This window comes from Vampirovibrionales bacterium (genome assembly GCA_016712355.1).
Taxonomy (GTDB): Bacteria; Cyanobacteriota; Vampirovibrionia; order Vampirovibrionales; family Vampirovibrionaceae; genus JADJRF01.
The window spans coordinates 514926-532348 of sequence record JADJRF010000005.1 but is presented as its reverse complement, the minus strand read 5'-3'; the positions used below and the strand labels follow the sequence as shown (position 1 = coordinate 532348).

Sequence of the window (17423 nt, the reverse complement as noted above, 5' to 3'; positions counted from 1 at the left end):
AGCGCTGGAACCTGCGGCCTCGCATTACAGAATTTCGCGTAAGGCGAGCAAGGCCGTGTATGTCGGCAGGACGTAAAGCGTCTCTTGCTGAGACGTATCGGCGACCGCATGGCCAACGGCGCGCCGTAAGTCCGGTTCAACGCGCAATCGTTCGCTTGCCACGCCGGCATACTTGAGACGTACCGCCATATCAGCGGCGCGCTTGCCGCTGATGATCACCGGGCGCGTTTGAGCGGCCAGCGCTTCAAAGCCCGCATCCCAAATCCAGGAGACGTCGCGACCGTCGGCGTAATTATCATTGAGGGCGATTAACAGGCGGCCGTTTGGGTCGCCCCCGACCAGTCGCAGCACTTCGGTCGCCCCGACGGGATTTTTAATCAGGAATATCCGAACGTCGCGCCCTCGAATGGTTTTACGTTCGGCGCGCCCAAACACGCCCTGATAATTCGCAACCCCGCGCGCGATCGCTTCCGGCGCCACGCCTGCTTCGAGTGCCACGCTCACCGCCGCCAGCAGGTTATACACGTTGAAAAGCCCCGGCAGCGGCAGATGAAGCGAAAAGCGCGTCCCGTTTGCGAAAATCGTGACCTCGCTGCCATTGGGCGTCACATGAACGCTTTCGGCGACGATGTCTGGCTGTGGCCGCTCAAATTGTCCGCAAGAAGGACAGTCGAAGTGCCCCAAATGGCCGTAGATGCGTTCTCGATAGCGCACCGGCGCGGCGCACCGCGGACACGGCGTCGCTTCTGACGGAAACGGCGCGTCGCTGGCGATCGCCACGGGATGCGCATAGGTAATGGTCTGGGTTCCGAAATAAGACACGCGCTCTGCGGCATCGCCCAAGGCGCAGACCAGCGGATCATCCGCGTTCAAGAACAGAGGGCCGCCGGAAGGAACGCGGCTGGCGGCAATGCCTTCACGGATCATGCGCGCGGTCATGTCCAGTTCGCCGTAGCGATCCAGCTGATCGCGAAACAAATTGGTGACCACCAGCCGGTCGATCGGGACTTCGCGCGCGACGTGCCGCAGCGACGCTTCGTCGATTTCCAGCACGGCGACATCCGACTTCAGCGTGCCGTCCCAATCGCTCTGCGCTGCTAGGGCCGCCGTGATGCCGGCAATCATATTGGCGCCCAGTTCATTATGCGCCACCCGCGCGCCGTCCTCTCGCAAGAATTGCGCCAATAGGCCACATGTAGTGGTTTTTCCGTTGACGCCAGTCACGGCGATGGCCGGACGCGCCATGCCCGCGCCCAGCTTCCGCAGAAGATCCGGGTCGATGCGTCGCGCGGTCTTGCCCGGCAAACTGGTGCCGCCGCCAGCGCGCATCCAGCCGCTGAGGCGCGAGACGCTTTTGCTGGCCGCAAGGGCGAGCGTGGTTCTGGAAAACAGGCGGCCCATCAGCCTTTCTTCTCTCTATGTCTTTCCTGACGCCTGAGAAAAATGGGATCCAGCAGGCGCGGCAATAAGGCTTTTAAGGGGTCATAATAGCGCGTTTGCGCCAAAATCGCTTCCGGTGACTGAACAGAATCAGGGTAACGGGCATGTTGCGCCCGTAAAGCGTCATATTCAAGCTGGGTCAGGCCGGCGAGCCATTGGGGCGTCACCTCTGGATGACACTGAAACGCCAACGCGTTCTCCCCGTAAAGGTACGCCTGATGCGCGCAGGCGTCGCTCTGCGCCACATGCGTCGCCCCCGCTGGAATCTCAAAGGCGTCGCCGTGCCAGTGCAAGGCCGTCCAGCGATCGGGCCAATGATCAAAGCGCGCGTCTGCCGCGGCCTCAGGCGTTTTATAGACGTCGAACCACCCGATCTCCGGCGCGACATGACGGCCCACGCGCGCGCCGAGTACGTCGGCCATCAATTGCGCCCCCAGACAAATCCCAAGAACCGGAACCTCACGTCCGAGCGCGGCTTCAATCAGCCGTTTTTCGGCTGTCATCCAGGGATATTGAGCTTCTTCATCCACATTCATCGGCCCGCCCAGAATGATCAGCCCTTCCAGTGAGGCCGGATCTGGTAATACAAGGCCGTTTTCGCCCATAAATGCCGTGGAAAGCGGGATGTTCGCCTCTTGCGCCCATTGCGTCAGAGCGGCAGGCCCTTCATGACGCACATGTTGTAGTACGAGAACCTTCATGACGCCGTCTCCTCCAGAATACGCTCGATCCGCGCCAGCCAGTAGGCGCAAAGCTCGATGGTCGCATGGGCGAGCAGCGCATCGTTGCCCACTGCGTCTTGCCAGGGTTTCCACGCGCAACGCTCATAAATAAACGTCAGCGGCGTATCCGGGTAGGTGTCGCAAATGCCGGGGCGCTGCGGACGACCGTAAATCGTACAGCGGTTATCTTCGCCGACATAAGGGCAATGATAGAAATAAACGGCTTCCTTTGGCGCAACATGCGACAGGACGTCTTCTACCATCGCCGGAAAGCGCTCGCGCGCCGCTTGTGTCGACTCATAGGGCAGAAAAATACTGGTAAATTGGCGTGCAAAGCCATCGCCTTGGCGCGCCTTGCCGAGCAGTTCTTCAAATGAGAATTCTGAACTGGCGAAACGACAGCACACGCCGCACATATGACATGAAAAGGTCTTCTTGTACGCTTCAATTTCTTGAAGCCGTCGCCAGACGTCTTGGCCGATATCGCTTTGTAGCGCTTGGGGCAGGAGTTTCAGCCATGGTCGATAGCCACATCCCGGATGCGCTTGTGACAGCGCGGCGTCCATATCCGCTACAGGCCCGCAGTCTTGGCAGGAAAAGGCGGCGCGTTCTTGCAGCAGGCGCGCTTCAAGCTGCTGGCGGACAGTCTCGAAAATATCGCGATAGCGCGCGCGCAGGCGCGTCAGTTCAGAGGCCGAAGGCATCCCGCTATTGTAAAGCCTGCGCGACGCAAGGTCGAGCGCGCTTATGACCAGCGAATGCCGTTGGCGTCCATAAACGTCAATAACAGCTCCGCGTTTATGGACGCCAAGCGGGTTTCTCGCCAGTCGTCCAGATGCCACACGCCGCCCGAATCGCAATGACAGGCATAGATGTCGCTTGCCAGCAGTGGGGTTTCGTTGAGCGTTCGGCGCGAACGGAGGCGGTACTCCAGATGCGTTTCCTGCTCGCGCCCGCTTTCCAGAGGCCAGACGTCTTCCAGATACAGTTCAAACTCGTGGAATGCGCTGTTCATCCAGTCCCGAAGACGATTCATCTGGGAGTAAGCGTCGTCCGGGCTCTGTAGGATAGCGTCGATTTGCTGCCGCGCTTCTTCGCGAGACATCGATACCGCTGCGCTCATGCGTGCGCCTGCAATCGGGATTGCGCGAGGGTTTCATCCAGGGCTTGCAGGAATCCCTCGAGATCGTCGCGCGTATGGGCCGCGCTCAGACAGAGTCGCAGCCGTTCGCCGCCGACGGGCACCGTGGGCGGTCGAATCGCCTGCACATAATAGCCTCGCTTCAACAGCTCTTGCGAGACAGCCATCGCTTGATTCCCCAGTACGATGGGCAGAATCTGGGTCTGCGAATCGCAGCGTAGGCTGTAGGGCTGCAGTGTTTGGGATAAGCGCGGCGTAAACCACGCTTGAAGCGATTGCAACCGCATTAACGGCTCACGGTCCTCCTGAATGATGCATAATCCGGCATGCGCCGCCGCAATCACGCTGGGGGGAAGGGCTGTCGAATAAATGAATCCGCGCGCGCGTTGGATCAGGGAATCGATCAGCGTTTGCGACCCGGCGGCGAATCCGCCCGCGCCGCCCAACGCCTTGCTGAACGCTCCCATATGAATCGCAATGGCCTCTTCGCTGATGCCCTGCGCTTCTGCCAGCCCGCTGCGGCGCGCCTCGCCAAACAGGCCATTGGCGTGCGCCTCATCAATCATGACGCGCGCGTTATAGCGTGCCGCAAGCTCGCACAGCGCGCGCAGATCCGGGAAGTCGCCATCCATCGAAAATATCGTATCCGTCACCACCCACTTGTTGGCCTCTGGAGGCGCCGCTTGCAACAGGGTGTGTAGATGATCGGGATTCAGATGATCATAACGCTTGAAACGAGCGCCGCTCAGGCGCACGCCATCGTTCAGACTGGCGTGGTTCAGGCGGTCGCAGAAGGCCCAGTCGCCCGGCTCAAGAAGCGCTTGTAAGATCGCCACATTCGCCTGATAGCCGCTGCTGAAAACCAATGCCGCCGGAGCGCCGACGAATTGCGCCACTGCGTTTTCCAGGGCGCGCGTGGCCGCATCTGATCCCCCGACCAATCGCGATGCGCGCGCCCCGACCCCGTCGCGCAGCGCTGCCGCCGCTGCCGCCTGTTTAAGGCGGGCGTCTTGAGCCAGGCCCAGGTAGTCATTGCCGCACAAATCCAGAGCGGGGACGCCGTCCAGCGTGATGCGCGGCCAATGACAGAGGTCTTCGGCTTTACGCAGCCGTCGGCGAAGTCCCTGAGCCTCCGCTTGCGCCAGCGCTTGCGCGTAATCGCGCATCGTCGGTCGTTAAGCGCCCGGACGCTCGTTGCGTTGATCGCGCCATTGTTGCCAGATGGCAGGCCCCACAATCAGGGCGCTCAGCAACGTCAGCAGGCCTAGCATAGAACCATCCAGCGCAAAATCAGGCGCGTTCAGCACGCGCAGCGTCAGCAGAAACACGCACGCGTAAACCATCAGCGCAATCCGAAATTCCATGGGGTCATCCTCAGGTTGGGGGGATCACTGGGTTTTTATAATGCGACAAACGAAGCAGGTTCAGCAATCTTCTATCAAGCGCCGTGTTTACAAGAATCTGAAGTGTTCATAATTTTCGCAGAAATGAGGATATTTGACTCCAATGAAGGTACTCTCACCCTCTTTTGAGGCCTCTCTTCGACCGCCTGCCAGCCGTTTTGGTGCTTATAAACCCTCATCCTCCGAGTCCCCCGCTGACAGCTCAGGAAAACTTTCTGACGATAAAATCTTTCAATTCTTATGGGAAACACAAGCGTTTGAACGCCTGTTTAAACAGACTTTTAGGGCAATGCCGCTTGGGAATCTTCGCTATAAGCTGTTTCCGACTTTGACGAATCGGCAAATTCTCGCCCGCCTCTTGCGGGAATTCAAAAAAGGGGATCACCATCAAACTTTAGAGGACGCCGCAGAAGAGTTCCTCACAAATAGAGCCGGCCCAGACGACCTGATTGATCGTACGGTGATTATCAAGTTGGCTACCGCTTGGCGAACAATATTGATGCGTTGAGGGAAAATCGACTCAGGGACGACTGATCAGGAAGAGAGAAAATTGCCGCTTGCCTTTGCGGCGCGCTTTTTGTCAAATCAGGGCGCGCCGCGCGCTGATTTTTTGAAAAACTCTGGTATATATTAAAACATCCACCTTCCCCCTCCCTGCTGGAGTGCATGATGCCCGCCCCCAAAAGTAAATCTCCCCGAAAGTCCCCCGCCAAGACCAAATCAGCCAAAGCCGCCGCAGCGGGCGTGGCGGATCGCGAGGACGATGCCGCCTCTGGCTCAGGCAAGTCGCTGGTCATCGTTGAGTCGCCCGCCAAAGCCAAGACGCTCAAGAAGATTCTCGGGCCCAATTTCCAGATTAAGGCCAGCGTCGGCCATATTCGCGATTTGCCCCAAAAGAAAATCGGCGTGGACGTCAAGAAAGATTTTGAGCCGGTCTACGAAATCATGCCCGACAAGGCCGATATCGTGGCCGATCTGCGCAGCGCCGCCGCTCGATGCGATACCGTCTACCTGGCGGCTGACCCTGACCGTGAAGGAGAAGCCATCGCCTGGCACATTGCCGCCCTGCTCAAAGACGAAGCCAAGGTGATTCGGCGCATTGAGTTCCACGAAATCACCAAGAACGCGATTCTGGAGGCTATCCAGCATCCGCGCGATATCGACGTCAATCGCGTTAACGCCCAGCAGGCGCGTCGCGTGCTGGACCGCCTGGTCGGCTACAAGCTGAGCCCGCTGCTATGGAAGAAAGTCAATAAGGGACTGTCCGCAGGCCGGGTACAAAGCGTCGCCGTGCGCCTGATTTGTGAGCGCGAAGCCGAGATCGAAGCCTTTATTCCTGAAGAATACTGGACTGTCGCCTGTCAGCTCGCCGACGCCAAAGACGATGCGCTGACGTTTGAAGCCGAACTTGCCAAGGTCGACGGCAAGAAGGCTGCTCTGGGCAACCAGGAAGAGACTGACGCCGTCGTTGCGCGCATTAAACGCGCCGCCCTTGCCGTCAGTGACGTGCGCACGCGCGAATCGCATCGCAAGCCGTCCCCGCCGTTCATTACCAGCACGTTGCAGCGAGAGGCCGCCACCCGTTACGGCTTTTCGGTCAAAAAGACCATGCAGGTCGCGCAGAAGCTGTACGAAGGGATTGACGTGGGCGAAGGGCCAGTCGGTCTGATTACCTATATGAGAACCGACAGCACCCGTATTGCCGATGAGGCGCAGGCTGAGGCCAAAGACTATATTCTGAATCAGTACGGCCCGTCGTATTATCCCAGCGAGCCGAGGCTGTATCTCAAAAAGGGGAAAGGCGCGCAAGACGCCCACGAAGCGATTCGCCCGACCGCAGTGGCGCGTAAGCCCCAAGCCATCCGCGACGCCTTGTCCGATGACGCCTACAAACTCTATAAAATTATCTGGTCGCGCTTTGTGGCCTCTCAAATGGAATCGGCGAGCATCAGCACCAAAACGCTGGAAGTGGACGCCGGGGGCTGTCTGCTGCGCACTTCCCACAGTCATGTTACGTTTCCGGGCTATATGGCGGCGTATCGCGGAGAGGACGACGCAGAAGGCGGCGAAGAAAGCCGGATGCCCGATCTCAAGGCCGGCGATGCCGTGTCGCTCTTGAACGTCAAGCCCACCCAGCACTTCACCGAGCCGCCGCCTCGTTTTAACGAGGCGAGCCTCGTCAAGACCATGGAAGAACTGGGTATCGGACGTCCTTCGACTTATGCGCCGACTATTGCGACCGTGCAGGACCGAGGCTACGTTCTCAAAGAAGACAAGGCCCTGAAGCCCACGCCGATGGGCAAGGCCGTCAATGCCCTGCTGGTTGAGCATTTCAACGATATCGTCGACGTGCATTTCACCGCCAATCTCGAAACCCGTCTCGATGATATCGCCGACGAAAAGCAAGCCTGGAAAGGCGTCGTACGGGATTTCTACGGTCCGTTTGAAGCCACGCTTGAAAAGGCCTCCAACGAGATGCAGCGCGTCCACGTGCTGGCCGACGGCGTGACGTGTCCGAATTGCTCAGCCCCCATGGCGATTAAAAACAGCCGCTGGGGCAGCCAGTTTCTGGGATGCACGGCCTATCCCGAATGCAAAACAACCCTGCCGATGACCGGCGACAAACAGCCCGCGCCCGAAGACAAGCCCTCAGAAGAGCCGTGCCCGACCTGCGGCGCCTTGATGGTGATTCGCCATGGCCGCTTTGGTCCCTATCTCACCTGTAAGGCGGAAGGCTGTAAAACCAATCGTCCGCTGGTGGTCAAAACCGGCATTCGCTGTCTGAAATGCGGGCAAGGCGATATCGTGCAGAAGAAATCGCGTTACGGCAAGGTCTTTTTCGGCTGCGATCAGTATCCCAAGTGTGATTACGCGCTGTGGAACAAGCCCACGGGTCAGACTTGTCCGCAATGCGCTGCGATGCTGGTGGAAAAAAATCTGAAAAAAGGCAATTTCCACGCCTGTTCCAGCAAGGAGTGCGGCTATTCGGTGGCCATTGAGGCCCCCAGCAGCGCCCCGGAATCTGAACCTGCCTAGAGCCGCTCAGTCTTCTGGGATCTGGCTTTTTGAGCCCGGCTTGAATAGAGGCTATAAAAGGTCTTATGATAAGGGGCGCAGCCCTCCAGCGGATACCCCAACGGCCTTGCGACAGAACGTCTCTCATTCTCTCCATCATCAGGCAGGGGGGAGTCATAGTCCTTTCAGGCGGCTTCTCGATTTAGTTCGCGAAGACAGAAAAGACCTGCTGATCCTCATTTTGTATACGCTTCTGGCGGGATTAATGACTTTAGCGGTCCCGCTGGCCGCTCAGGCGTTGGTCAATACCATTGCCGCAGGCGTGTTTCTTCAGCCGCTGGTCGTCTTAACGGTTCTGCTTTTTGTGGGGATGGCGTTTGCGGGGGCCCTCAGGGTTTCGCAGTTCTATATTGTGGAAGTCCTGCAGCAGCGCGTCTTTGCGCGCGTCGCGTTACGGTTGGCGCAACGGCTGCCTCTTGTACTGCATCAGGCGTTTACGGACGCTTATCCGCCGGAGTTGTTAAACCGCTTTTTTGACGTCATCAAAGTGCAAAAAGCCCTCTCCAAATTACTGATGGACGGGCCGGCGGCGGTTCTACAAATTCTGACCGGATTGATACTGATGGGTTTTTACAGCCCTCTGTTACTGGGATTTGATCTCTTTGCGCTGCTGTTTATTGCGTTTATCGCCTTCGGCCTTGGGCGCAATGGCGTGCATACCAGCCTGGACGAATCCATTCAAAAGTATCGCGTGGCAGGCTGGCTGCAAGAACTTGCCCGTTGCCATACGAGCTTCAAGATTGATGCGCATCGCGCATATCTGTTTAACCGGGCCGATAGTCAGGTAATGGATTATCTGCGCGCTCGACGCTCGCACTTTCGGATATTGCTGCGACAGGTTGTCGCCAACTATTTCTTCCAGGCCCTTGCCAGCGCGGGCATTTTGGGGATTGGCGGCTGGCTGGTTATCCATCGCCAATTGACGTTAGGTCAGTTAGTGGCCTCTGAATTGGTAATTCTTATCCTGCTTGCGGCCATGGATAAGTTGGTGACCCTGTTTCAGGATTGGTATGATCTGCTAACAGCCGTAGAAAAAATCTCCCACGTCAGCCATTTGCCATTGGAGCGCGTTGATGGCAAAGATCTGGCGGTGGAAGCTCAAGGGGCCAGTATTGTATGCAAAGACGTCCGTTTTGGCTATTTGAGCAATCATCCTATTCTGAAAAACCTGAATCTGACCATTGCGCCTGGAGAAATTGTCAGTCTGGTAGGCGCCAGCGGGGTGGGTAAATCGACGCTGGCGGCCATCATGTGCGGGCTGCTGGAGCCAAACGGCGGACAGGTCGAAATCAACGGCGTTGACGTCCGCGAGGCGCGTTTGCTGAGCCTGAGAGAAACCGTTTCCCTGGTCGGCGACAGCCACGAGATCTTTGATGGATCTCTGGAGGATAACATTGTCATCGGCCGCGAGTCAGTGACGCCGCAGCAAATTCGCTGGGCATTGTCGCTGACCGGACTCAGCAGCGAGATCGCCGCCTTTTCAGAGGGCATGAAAACGCCGCTGTTGAGCGCTGGATGGAATCTCTCCAAAGGACAGACGCAACGGTTAATGATGGCCCGCGCCATTGTCGATCGCCCTCAGCTTCTGATTCTTGATGAAGCGTTTACCGGCATTGATGAACGCGCCAAATTGGCGATTCTGGACGGCCTCCTGAAGCCAGAGAATCGTTGGACGGTGATTAACATTTCCCATGATGCGGAGGTTGTCATGCGTTCTCACTGGGTTGCGATTCTGGCCGAAGGCGGCATTGTGGAAACGGGTTCTCCGGTCGCTCTGGCTCAACGGCCCGAGAGCCACTTCGCGTCGCTGTTCCCGGATTTGGCCGCTAGAACCGCGCGGAGCGCTTCTTTATGAGCGGTGGTTTTGAGCAATCGCGCTCTCGGCGATTATTGGCATCGCCTCGGTTCTTGCGCGTTCTTGCTATCTGGACGCTCGCTCTGTTATTTGCGGCCGTATTGGCGCTGGCCTTTACGCCATGGCAGCAGACCGTTGTCGGAACGGGCAAAGTGACGGCTTTTTCTCCTATGCAACGCCCTCAGACTCTTGAAGCTCCCATATCCGGTCGTCTCAAAGGCTGGCGGGTGATGGAAGGGCAACAGGTTGAAGCCGGGCAAGTGGTTGCGGAGCTGGAAGATCTGGACCCGAAATTTCTGGATACGAGCCAGATTGAGACTTTACAATCCCAGAAACAGGCGCTAATGGATCGCAAACTGGCGGCTCAAGCGCGCGTCAAGGCCCTGCAAACGCAATTGAACGCTTTAGGTCAATCGCGCCAGGCTGCCATCCCGGGGGCTTCCGAAAAAGTCGCTCAGAGCGGCGAGCGTATCGTTGTTGCCGAGCAAGGCGTAGAAGCTGCCAAAGAAGCCCTGCAAGCGGCTCGTTACAATCATCGCCGCGTTCAGGACCTTTATGAGAAAGGGCTGCGTTCTAAACGGGATCTGGAATTGACGCAGCTTGAGCAGGTCCGCGCCCAAAGCGGGGTGGAGCAGGCGCGAGCGCATTGGCGGGTCGCGCAGCGCGATGTGAGCGTCGCGCGTCTGGATCGCGATAAAGTGTCTGGCGATACGCTGGCGGCCATGGCGTCGGCCTCTGCGGCCATGGCGTCTGCTCAGGAGACGGTTGCCTCGGCGGCGGGCGATATCGCCAAGCTTGAGGTTGATATTCAAAACCTCAATCGCCGCATGGCGCAACGTCAGATTAAAGCGCCTCTGGCCGGTAAAGTGGTGCGGATGGTGCAGGTCGGTATGGGTGAAACCGTCTCGGAAGGCGAGGTTCTGGCGGTGGTTGCCCCTAAAACGCAGGATCAGGCTGTGGAGCTGTACCTGTCGGGCTGGGATGCGCCGCTGGTCGCCGAAGGCCGTCTGGTGCGATTGCAATTTGCGGGCTGGCCCGCCATTCAGTTTTCGGGTTGGCCGATGGTCGCCAGCGGGACCTTTGCCGGGCGGGTTGCGGTGATAGACGCTCTGGATGACGGAAAGGGGCGTTACCGTATTCTCGTGAAGCCTGACAAGGAGGCTATTCAGGCGGGACGAGATGCGCCGTGGCCTTCTGGCAATTATCTTCGCCCCGGAACAGAGGCCACCGGCTGGATTCTGCTGGATACGGTCTCGTTGGGCTATGAACTCTGGCGCCAATTTAACGCCTTTCCGCCGACGTTAAAAGAAACGCCGCCGCCCAGTCAGGGCGCCGATGAAAAGCTGCCTAAGCGAAAGTCTGCAAAATGAAGCGTTGGCCTTTGTTTTGGGCGGTTATTAGCGCATGCTTGCCTGGGCTTTTGTCTGGGTGGGCAGGGGCTCAGCCGCCAGAGTCGACTCTGGGCCAAGCGGTTTCTCTAAAGACCCCTGCGCAGGAAAATCACAAGCCATCCGCCGGGCTGACGCTCGATAAACTCCTGGAGCAGGTGAGGGCGCATCATCCGAAACTGCTGAGCGCCGATCTCGAACGGCGCATCGCGGCCGCCAAACTGCTGGAAAAGCAAGGCGCCTTTGATCCGAGCGTTTCTCTGGAAACCGATTATTTGCGTTACAACGACTTCGTGACGCGCGGTAAGACCAGTAAAGCCTTTGATAATGACCTGTCCCTGAACTGGCTGACGCGTTCTGGTCTTCGTCTTTCAAGCGGGGCGCGATATAACGCGGGAGACGTCAAACCGCCGCTCTATCCTACGGGCGATGCGGGCGAGTACTTTGTCGGGATAAAAATGCCGCTTTTACGCGGATTTCGCATCAACGAAAAGCTGGCTGCCGAGCTACAGGCTCAAATTGGCATTCCAGCAGCCGACGCCGCTTATGAACAGACCCGTCTGTCTCTTTTGCTGCAAGCTGCCTACGCTTACTGGGATTGGGTAATCGCTCAACGTAAAGTCGGCGTCTCCCAAAGCATCCTGGCGCTATCTCAAACCCGCTCTCAGGCAATTCAAGAGCGCGTCGATAAGGGCGATGCCCCGGCCATGGACGCCGTGGAAGCCCGGCAGGAGGTTGTGCGTCGTGAAGGCTTCTGGACGAAAGCCAATCGCGATTATGAAAAACAGGCGCTCAAGCTCTCGCGCTACTTATGGGAGCCGCAAGGATCGCCTGCTCCTGCCCCTCAAGCCAATGGGGTCCCCGCTCAGTCGCCACAGCTCACGCCTTTTGACGACGATGACTGGATGGCGGGTCGTCAGACGGCTCTGGAAAATCGCCCCGAGTTGAAGGCGCTTAATCTTGAGAAAGAAACCACCGTCATCGATCTCAAACTTGCCAAGAACCAGCGACTGCCCATCATGGATATTTTTGCGGCGCCCGGCTACGATATGGGGGGACAATCGGTCGGTCCGACCCTGAAGGCAGGCGTTGCGCTATTGGTGCCATTGCGTCAGAGAACCGCCGACGGGATGATTGCCGCGGCCAAGTATAAGCTTCAGAAGCTCGATCTGGATCAGCGTCTGCTGTTACAACAGATTTTACTGGAGGTAGATGACGCGGTTTCCGCCATTCAGGCCGCCTACCGCCAATACGAGGCTGCCCGGCAAGAATATCAGTTTGCGCAGCAATTGGAGCAAGGCGAGCGCGATCGCTTCGACTATGGCGACAGCACGCTATTTCTGGTGAATCAGCGCGAGCGCGCCACCGCTGATGCGGCCATCAAACTGCTCGATCTGGAAGCCGAGTATCATCAAGCGCTGGCTTATTTTAAGGCGGTCACCGGCGTCTTGTAGACAAGGCTATGGCCTTACTATGGCGCGATATCCCCATCCCGCCCGCCACCCGTCTATGCAGGTAAGCCCGACGCTGCTCAAAAAGCAGGGAATTCAAACAATGGTGGAGGTGATGAGATTCGAACTCACGGCCTTCGGCGTGCGATACCGACGCTCTACCAACTGAGCTACACCCCCACGGGCGACTTCAAGCACGTCGTTTATTGTAGGCAAAGCAGGCGCGTTCGCCAAGCGCGTTTTCAATAGACGGAAGGTGCGACTCAAATGCGCTCCGCTCGGTGCGTTCCGGCTGCTTGTAGGGCGCAATGGCTCGCCCTGACTGCTACCCTAAAGTTTTCCCTTCCTTAGACGATACGCTCTTCAGGACAAGAGAACTAGGCTGTAATAGAAGGGATTCGACGCAAGATGAGTAAGCAACCCTCAGATTTTCCGCAGGGAAAGTCGATCGCGCTGCGCGTACTGCCCGGTTCTCGCGCCGTCGTTCGAGAGGCGACGCTGGCTTGCGATCAAAGCGCCCGCGATCTTCTATCAGCAGTCGTTAAGCTCTTTGCGTACGACGTTCTCACCCTGCTGGTCGGCGCCACCCTGATGATGATGATGGCCAGCGCCAGTCTGGGTCAATCTCCCAGCGTTTTGGCGCTCGCCTATCCCCTTAATCTGTTATTGGCCTTGGGGCTGAGCGCCCCCTGTCGTCTCTATGATCTCTCGCAGGGACGCTATGTACTGGGCAAGACGATGGTGATCGCTGCGGTTCTGGCCCCCGCCAATGCGATATTTTTCAGCCTGTTGGGCGTCGATGCGCTGACCCAGATTCTGATGCTGGGGGTTTTCGCCCTGGCGGCCCTGCCGACGGTGTCTATTCACTACTACTACGCAATGCCGTTTAGCGTCAAAAACACGCAGAGCAACTATTACCGTATCGAAATGGTTGCCAAGCGCCTGATGGATCTCACTATTTCCTTTGCAAGTCTGATTCTGCTGTCGCCGCTGTTGGCGATGACTTGGCTCAGCGTCCGTCTGGACAGCCCGGGCGCCGTCTTGTACCGACAGACGCGCGTCGGGTTTGGCGAGTACTCCTTTGAGCTGTTCAAATTTCGCTCCATGTGGACCGGCGAGCGCCGTCGTGAGAGTCGGATTAAACGCCATAAGCAGCAACAGCTTTATAAAATGGAAAACGATCCGCGTATTACCCGCGTCGGCAAGATTCTGCGCAAACTGAGCATCGACGAGCTGCCGCAGCTGATCAATGTCATTCGCGGCGAGATGAGCGTAGTGGGACCGCGCCCGCCGCTGGTCAGCGAATTTGAAGAAATGAATTTCTATCACCGACGCAAATTCGAGGCAATGCCCGGGCTCACCGGCCTGTGGCAAGTGGCGGGCAGAACGCGCAACGAGCGCGCCTTCGATCAGGTCGCTTTCTACGACGTCAGCTATATCGAAAACTGGTCGCTGATGGGCGATATCTTCATCATCCTTAAGACGATTCCGGTGGTGTTGCTGCAAAAAGGCGCTAACTAGGCCGGATTGTCTTACGCATGGAGACTTTTTGCCGGGGGAGGCGCGGGTGTGGTCTTGACGCGCGCATCTGTCGTCTGTGCGCTGCTCGCAAAATCGGGTGGTTGTTACAAAAATTTATTCTAAGGCAAAAATAAACAAAATATTGTTTTTATACATTAGAACAACATCCGTGTCAGGCAGCCATGGGGACGCGCTTATCGTGAACGCCGTCGCTTTTATGAATCTCTCCAAAAGTTTTCTGGCCAAGAATAATCCCGTCATGGGGTTCCTAAATGAAGTGGTTCAGTTTTGTTACTATTGGAGCTCCTTTCAGAAAAAGTTGAAACTCGTTCGCTACAAGTTCTTACTCGCGCGTCAACAACTGGTGAGCATGGAAGCTCATATCAACCATAATCCTTACGAAATCAAGGGAAACAAACTCGACCGAATCTACTAACAAGCCAGGGGTCTGGCATTCCGGTTCCGATTCAAGTCAGGGGGCGCGTCGAGCCAACCGGCTACACGCGTTAAACCATGCGCACAAAGGGGTAACCGCTTACCATGGGGTTTGCAGCCAGTCAAGCTAGGCTGATGTACCTCATAGCTCGAAAAAGCGATCTCGAGCTAGAGACGCAGTTCATCAGCCAACATCGACTGTACCTGGCCAACCAGGTATCGGGTCTGTTTAGTCAACAGGCCCAGCTCGACCCTGATTCCAAGGCTTCCAAGGTTCTCGAAGCCCGTATCAAGCAATTGCAAGTAGCCGATAAAATGCTGGAGATGCACCTGAACCGCGTCACCACCCAACATCAGGCGATTGGCCAGGAGATTGAGTCGGTGCGCAAGGTCATTTCCGAAAATATCAAGGGCTCGTTTGGTCTGATGGGTCGATAAGCCGTAATTTTCGCTTATTCCGGTCGCGCCGCAATGGCGCGCGGTCGCCGGTAAGCCAATAACAGGTTGCCGCGAAGCGAGCGCGGATGGGCCAGCCAAATACGACTCATGGCGCGTGGCTGTGCGCCGATCTGCTCTTTATACCGCGCGTAACCCGGACCAAGATGAAATAATCGAAGCCCCGCCTCGCATTGCGCCTGAAGCTCGGCTTGCAGCAGCAGCCCTCCGGGGCTGTGTTCAGCGAAGTCCCCTGTATTAATGGTCAGCAGGGAATAATACGTGTCGCCATCGCGCAGACCGATGCGCATACTGCACAAGCGATCCGCCAGAAATGCGCCCCAAAACTGAACGCGCTCTTGCGCCGCCGCCTCGCGCATCCAGGCGCTCATGCACTCGCGCTGGGCGGGGGACTCAAATACGGATTGTTGGCCGCGTTCGCGCCAGAAGGCGACATGCAGGTCGTAGAAGCGCGCCAGAGACGTTTGCCAATCGCCGTCATGATTCAGCAAACGACATGCGCTGGAGAGGGCGCGGGCTTTCTTCTCTTTGCGCCGGATTTCGCAGCGCGCCTTGCTGGTAAGGCCTGCCAGCACCGAGTCGTAGCCTTGGTCGATGGGCAGCAGATAGGCGTCGCCCGACGGCATGGCTCGCCACCGGCAGTTTTTCAGAATCCCTTCTCGGGGCCAGAGGGCGGCAAAGTCATCGGCATAGCACAGGAGTTGCCCATATTGCCAGGAGGCGCGCTCGGCGAAAGCATTCAGGCGCGTAAGCCTTTGTGCGGTTAATTCCACGGCCCAGTCATGCTCGTCCGCCGCCAGCGACAAGCGGCGCAGCGACGCCAGCCCGCGGGCGACCCGTTTACGCGAGACGCGAAACTCGCCTTCGCCATCCATGATAAACAGCGTTGGGGCCGCTAACGCGTCCCAGAAGCGCAGATAATCGGGTTGCAGGAACGGATTCAAGGCCGGACTTTTTCTGGCAGACGGGGAGATGGCGTTGCGGCGTCGACCCGCCCAGATGTCGGCGGCGTCGAGTGAAGAGGCGTTGTTGTTGTCGTTGTTATCGGCGCGGACTCGGCTTGACTCGGCGGAGCCAGCAAGCGATCCGCGATAACGCGGGCGACGCGCTGATTATGCGCCGGACTGACGTGGCACCAGTCGATGTAGACGGGTCCTGTCTCGTCGAACATATCGCCGACGTAATAAACGCCTTCGGCTTCACGACCCGAGAAACGCTGCCGCGCAGCGGTATAAAGCGCGCGCATCGAGCGCACCCAGGTCGGCGAGGCGCCTTCAAACAACTGCGGCTCATACCCGCGCAATTGGCGGCGGTCCGAAAACAGATTCGGCTGCCAGAAGAAATAAACCTTGAAGCCATATTCGCGAGCCAGGGCCTTGGTTTGACGGATAAAGGCCTCGTAGTCGTCCAGCGTCATCTGGACGTTGCGCGCAATATGCGGAGCGATCTTCTGATCCCATGCGCCATCTGCCGAGTGAGACGACTGGGGCAGCAGCTTCATCAGCTTTTGAAGCTTGGCGTAGTTCGATTGCTCATACAAATCGCGCGCCGCGCTCGATAAGGTGACGCGTTGCGGCCGCACGCCCAACAGTTTATCGATGGCGTGGATATCGCGCGGAACCCCCGGCGAGTAAATCGAGACAAAGCCGTCATTGACGCCGTCATAAAAAACCACCACGTCTGGAATATCGCCGCGCGTCAGGCGCTCCTGAAGATACGCCAGCTCCTGAACGCTGGTGTAAGCGATATCGCCAAAGTTGTAGACGTCATAGCCGGGGCCCAGAATCTTCTGAAGTTGAGAGGGCATGGTGTCGGCATCCGGCACGCCTTCACCCCATGTGGTCGAGCCGCCCATCATAAAGACTTTTTGAGCGCTCGGCGCAGGGGATTTAATCGTACGGCGCACGCCGTGTTCATCTACGTTGACGTAATCACCTTTAAACGGCGTGACGCGCCACTCGTAATGCGGGCGGAATGCGTGAGTATTGGCCGCCGTGACGTTCTCGCGCGCAAAGGCGTATTTATTGGGCAGATGCTCGTAACCGGGAAATTCCACGCGTGGATCCCATTGACGATCGCCGAGGCGCGCCTGCTTGAGATCCCAGGCCCAGCCAATCAGAAAATGCCCCAGCACCAGCAACAACAGCGCCGCGCCGAGATTCGACGTGACGACCAGAAGCAGACTGCCGATTTTGTGCAGAAAGGCGCGTAATCCGGCCCGTTTGGGCGGTGGCGGGGGTGAGAGCGGCTGCGTCATAAGACACGGGATCCTTCTGTTTCATTATTATTGTCGTAGGGAGACGATAGCGAAAACAAGCGGCGGCGCCTAGTTTCTGGCGCCGAATGTCTCAGCGGATTTAAAACGCCGTCGTCTGATGCTCGTCAGCGCCTCGTTGCGTGGCGTCTGGGCCGAATGACGCGATAAGACGGGGACCAAAAAGATTGCAAGTGTAAAAACGAGTGGGAACAAAAAAAATGTTTCGCGTCTTGCCCAACAACAGGCGCTGATAGCGACCCTGTTTTTTATTTTGTGTTG

General features: G+C 57.6%; 15 protein-coding genes and 1 tRNA gene. 7 read left to right on the top strand and 9 right to left on the bottom strand.

The genetic code is table 11. From position 1 onward, the window contains the following. Window positions 1-24 precede the first annotated feature (24 nt). The 6 genes from IPK79_03895 to IPK79_03870 are packed head-to-tail and all read right to left on the bottom strand — an operon-like array spanning window position 25 to window position 4667. Window positions 25-1401, bottom strand: coding sequence for a Mur ligase family protein (locus IPK79_03895; protein ID MBK8189571.1), 1377 nt, complete (start codon window positions 1399-1401; stop codon window positions 25-27). Then, window positions 1401-2141 (bottom strand): type 1 glutamine amidotransferase, encoded by a 741-nt coding sequence (locus tag IPK79_03890; GenBank protein ID MBK8189570.1) that lies wholly within the window; start codon window positions 2139-2141, stop codon window positions 1401-1403. Before IPK79_03890 ends, IPK79_03895 begins: the two co-directional genes overlap by 1 nt. Next, on the bottom strand, window positions 2138-2866 hold the full coding sequence (locus IPK79_03885; GenBank protein ID MBK8189569.1) for a YkgJ family cysteine cluster protein: 729 nt from the start codon (window positions 2864-2866) through the stop codon (window positions 2138-2140). Before IPK79_03885 ends, IPK79_03890 begins: the two co-directional genes overlap by 4 nt. A 41-nt stretch (window positions 2867-2907) precedes the next feature. Continuing rightward, a complete protein-coding gene (locus IPK79_03880) occupies window positions 2908-3267 on the bottom strand; it encodes a hypothetical protein (protein MBK8189568.1) in 360 nt (119 codons plus the stop codon). A 14-nt stretch (window positions 3268-3281) separates the two neighbouring features. After that, a complete protein-coding gene (locus tag IPK79_03875) occupies window positions 3282-4469 on the bottom strand; it encodes an 8-amino-7-oxononanoate synthase (protein ID MBK8189567.1) in 1188 nt (395 codons plus the stop codon). Between the two features lie 9 nt (window positions 4470-4478). Beyond that, window positions 4479-4667, bottom strand: a complete 189-nt coding sequence (locus IPK79_03870) for a hypothetical protein (protein ID MBK8189566.1) — start codon at window positions 4665-4667, stop codon at window positions 4479-4481. A gap of 142 nt (window positions 4668-4809) precedes the next feature. Here IPK79_03870 and IPK79_03865 point away from each other — a divergent pair, with 142 nt between their 5' ends. The 5 genes from IPK79_03865 (at window position 4810) to IPK79_03845 (ending at window position 12478) form a co-directional block, all read left to right on the top strand. Beyond that, window positions 4810-5214 (top strand): hypothetical protein, encoded by a 405-nt coding sequence (locus IPK79_03865; GenBank protein MBK8189565.1) that lies wholly within the window; start codon window positions 4810-4812, stop codon window positions 5212-5214. A 161-nt stretch (window positions 5215-5375) separates the two neighbouring features. Beyond that, window positions 5376-7742 carry a type I DNA topoisomerase gene (gene topA, locus IPK79_03860; protein MBK8189564.1) on the top strand — a complete coding sequence of 789 codons (2367 nt, stop codon included), beginning with the start codon at window positions 5376-5378 and terminating at the stop codon, window positions 7740-7742. A gap of 244 nt (window positions 7743-7986) precedes the next feature. After that, the gene (locus tag IPK79_03855; protein ID MBK8189563.1) at window positions 7987-9636 is read left to right on the top strand and encodes an ATP-binding cassette domain-containing protein; all 1650 of its coding nucleotides are present in this window, start codon (window positions 7987-7989) and stop codon (window positions 9634-9636) included. Then, window positions 9633-11006 (top strand): HlyD family efflux transporter periplasmic adaptor subunit, encoded by a 1374-nt coding sequence (locus IPK79_03850; protein MBK8189562.1) that lies wholly within the window; start codon window positions 9633-9635, stop codon window positions 11004-11006. Before IPK79_03855 ends, IPK79_03850 begins: the two co-directional genes overlap by 4 nt. Continuing rightward, window positions 11003-12478, top strand: a complete 1476-nt coding sequence (locus IPK79_03845; protein ID MBK8189561.1) for a TolC family protein — start codon at window positions 11003-11005, stop codon at window positions 12476-12478. The genes IPK79_03850 and IPK79_03845 overlap by 4 nt, the downstream gene beginning before the upstream one ends. Before the next feature lie 101 nt (window positions 12479-12579). Here the strand turns inward: IPK79_03845 and IPK79_03840 are convergent. Next, a tRNA-Ala gene (locus IPK79_03840) sits at window positions 12580-12655 on the bottom strand. A gap of 228 nt (window positions 12656-12883) precedes the next feature. Between IPK79_03840 and IPK79_03835 the strand changes: the two genes are divergently transcribed. Together IPK79_03835 and IPK79_03830 are read left to right on the top strand one after the other, a co-directional pair. Beyond that, window positions 12884-13996 carry a sugar transferase gene (locus IPK79_03835; GenBank protein ID MBK8189560.1) on the top strand — a complete coding sequence of 371 codons (1113 nt, stop codon included), beginning with the start codon at window positions 12884-12886 and terminating at the stop codon, window positions 13994-13996. A gap of 570 nt (window positions 13997-14566) precedes the next feature. Next, window positions 14567-14869: a hypothetical protein gene (locus tag IPK79_03830; GenBank protein MBK8189559.1), complete on the top strand. Its 303-nt coding sequence runs from the start codon at window positions 14567-14569 to the stop codon at window positions 14867-14869. A gap of 14 nt (window positions 14870-14883) precedes the next feature. On the opposite strand, the gene IPK79_03825 is transcribed toward IPK79_03830, so the two are convergent. Together IPK79_03825 and IPK79_03820 are read right to left on the bottom strand one after the other, a co-directional pair. Then, window positions 14884-15831, bottom strand: a complete 948-nt coding sequence (locus tag IPK79_03825) for a GNAT family N-acetyltransferase (protein MBK8189558.1) — start codon at window positions 15829-15831, stop codon at window positions 14884-14886. Next, window positions 15828-17144, bottom strand: coding sequence for a hypothetical protein (locus IPK79_03820; GenBank protein MBK8189557.1), 1317 nt, complete (start codon window positions 17142-17144; stop codon window positions 15828-15830). The genes IPK79_03825 and IPK79_03820 overlap by 4 nt, the downstream gene beginning before the upstream one ends. Between the last annotated feature and the right edge of the window lie 279 nt (window positions 17145-17423).

Excerpts from the sequence above, each read along its gene's own strand:
- IPK79_03895 (MBK8189571.1), bottom strand. The coding sequence starts at position 1,401 with ATGGGCCGCCTGTTTTCCAGAACCACGCTCGCCCTTGCGGCCAGCAAA.
- IPK79_03890 (MBK8189570.1), bottom strand. The coding sequence starts at position 2,141 with ATGAAGGTTCTCGTACTACAACATGTGCGTCATGAAGGGCCTGCCGCT.
- IPK79_03885 (MBK8189569.1), bottom strand. The coding sequence starts at position 2,866 with ATGCCTTCGGCCTCTGAACTGACGCGCCTGCGCGCGCGCTATCGCGAT.
- IPK79_03880 (MBK8189568.1), bottom strand. The coding sequence starts at position 3,267 with ATGTCTCGCGAAGAAGCGCGGCAGCAAATCGACGCTATCCTACAGAGC.
- IPK79_03875 (MBK8189567.1), bottom strand. The coding sequence starts at position 4,469 with ATGCGCGATTACGCGCAAGCGCTGGCGCAAGCGGAGGCTCAGGGACTT.
- IPK79_03870 (MBK8189566.1), bottom strand. The coding sequence starts at position 4,667 with ATGGAATTTCGGATTGCGCTGATGGTTTACGCGTGCGTGTTTCTGCTG.
- IPK79_03865 (MBK8189565.1), top strand. The coding sequence starts at position 4,810 with ATGAAGGTACTCTCACCCTCTTTTGAGGCCTCTCTTCGACCGCCTGCC.
- topA (MBK8189564.1), top strand. The coding sequence starts at position 5,376 with ATGCCCGCCCCCAAAAGTAAATCTCCCCGAAAGTCCCCCGCCAAGACC.
- IPK79_03855 (MBK8189563.1), top strand. The coding sequence starts at position 7,987 with ATGACTTTAGCGGTCCCGCTGGCCGCTCAGGCGTTGGTCAATACCATT.
- IPK79_03850 (MBK8189562.1), top strand. The coding sequence starts at position 9,633 with ATGAGCGGTGGTTTTGAGCAATCGCGCTCTCGGCGATTATTGGCATCG.
- IPK79_03845 (MBK8189561.1), top strand. The coding sequence starts at position 11,003 with ATGAAGCGTTGGCCTTTGTTTTGGGCGGTTATTAGCGCATGCTTGCCT.
- IPK79_03835 (MBK8189560.1), top strand. The coding sequence starts at position 12,884 with ATGAGTAAGCAACCCTCAGATTTTCCGCAGGGAAAGTCGATCGCGCTG.
- IPK79_03830 (MBK8189559.1), top strand. The coding sequence starts at position 14,567 with ATGTACCTCATAGCTCGAAAAAGCGATCTCGAGCTAGAGACGCAGTTC.
- IPK79_03820 (MBK8189557.1), bottom strand. The coding sequence starts at position 17,144 with ATGACGCAGCCGCTCTCACCCCCGCCACCGCCCAAACGGGCCGGATTA.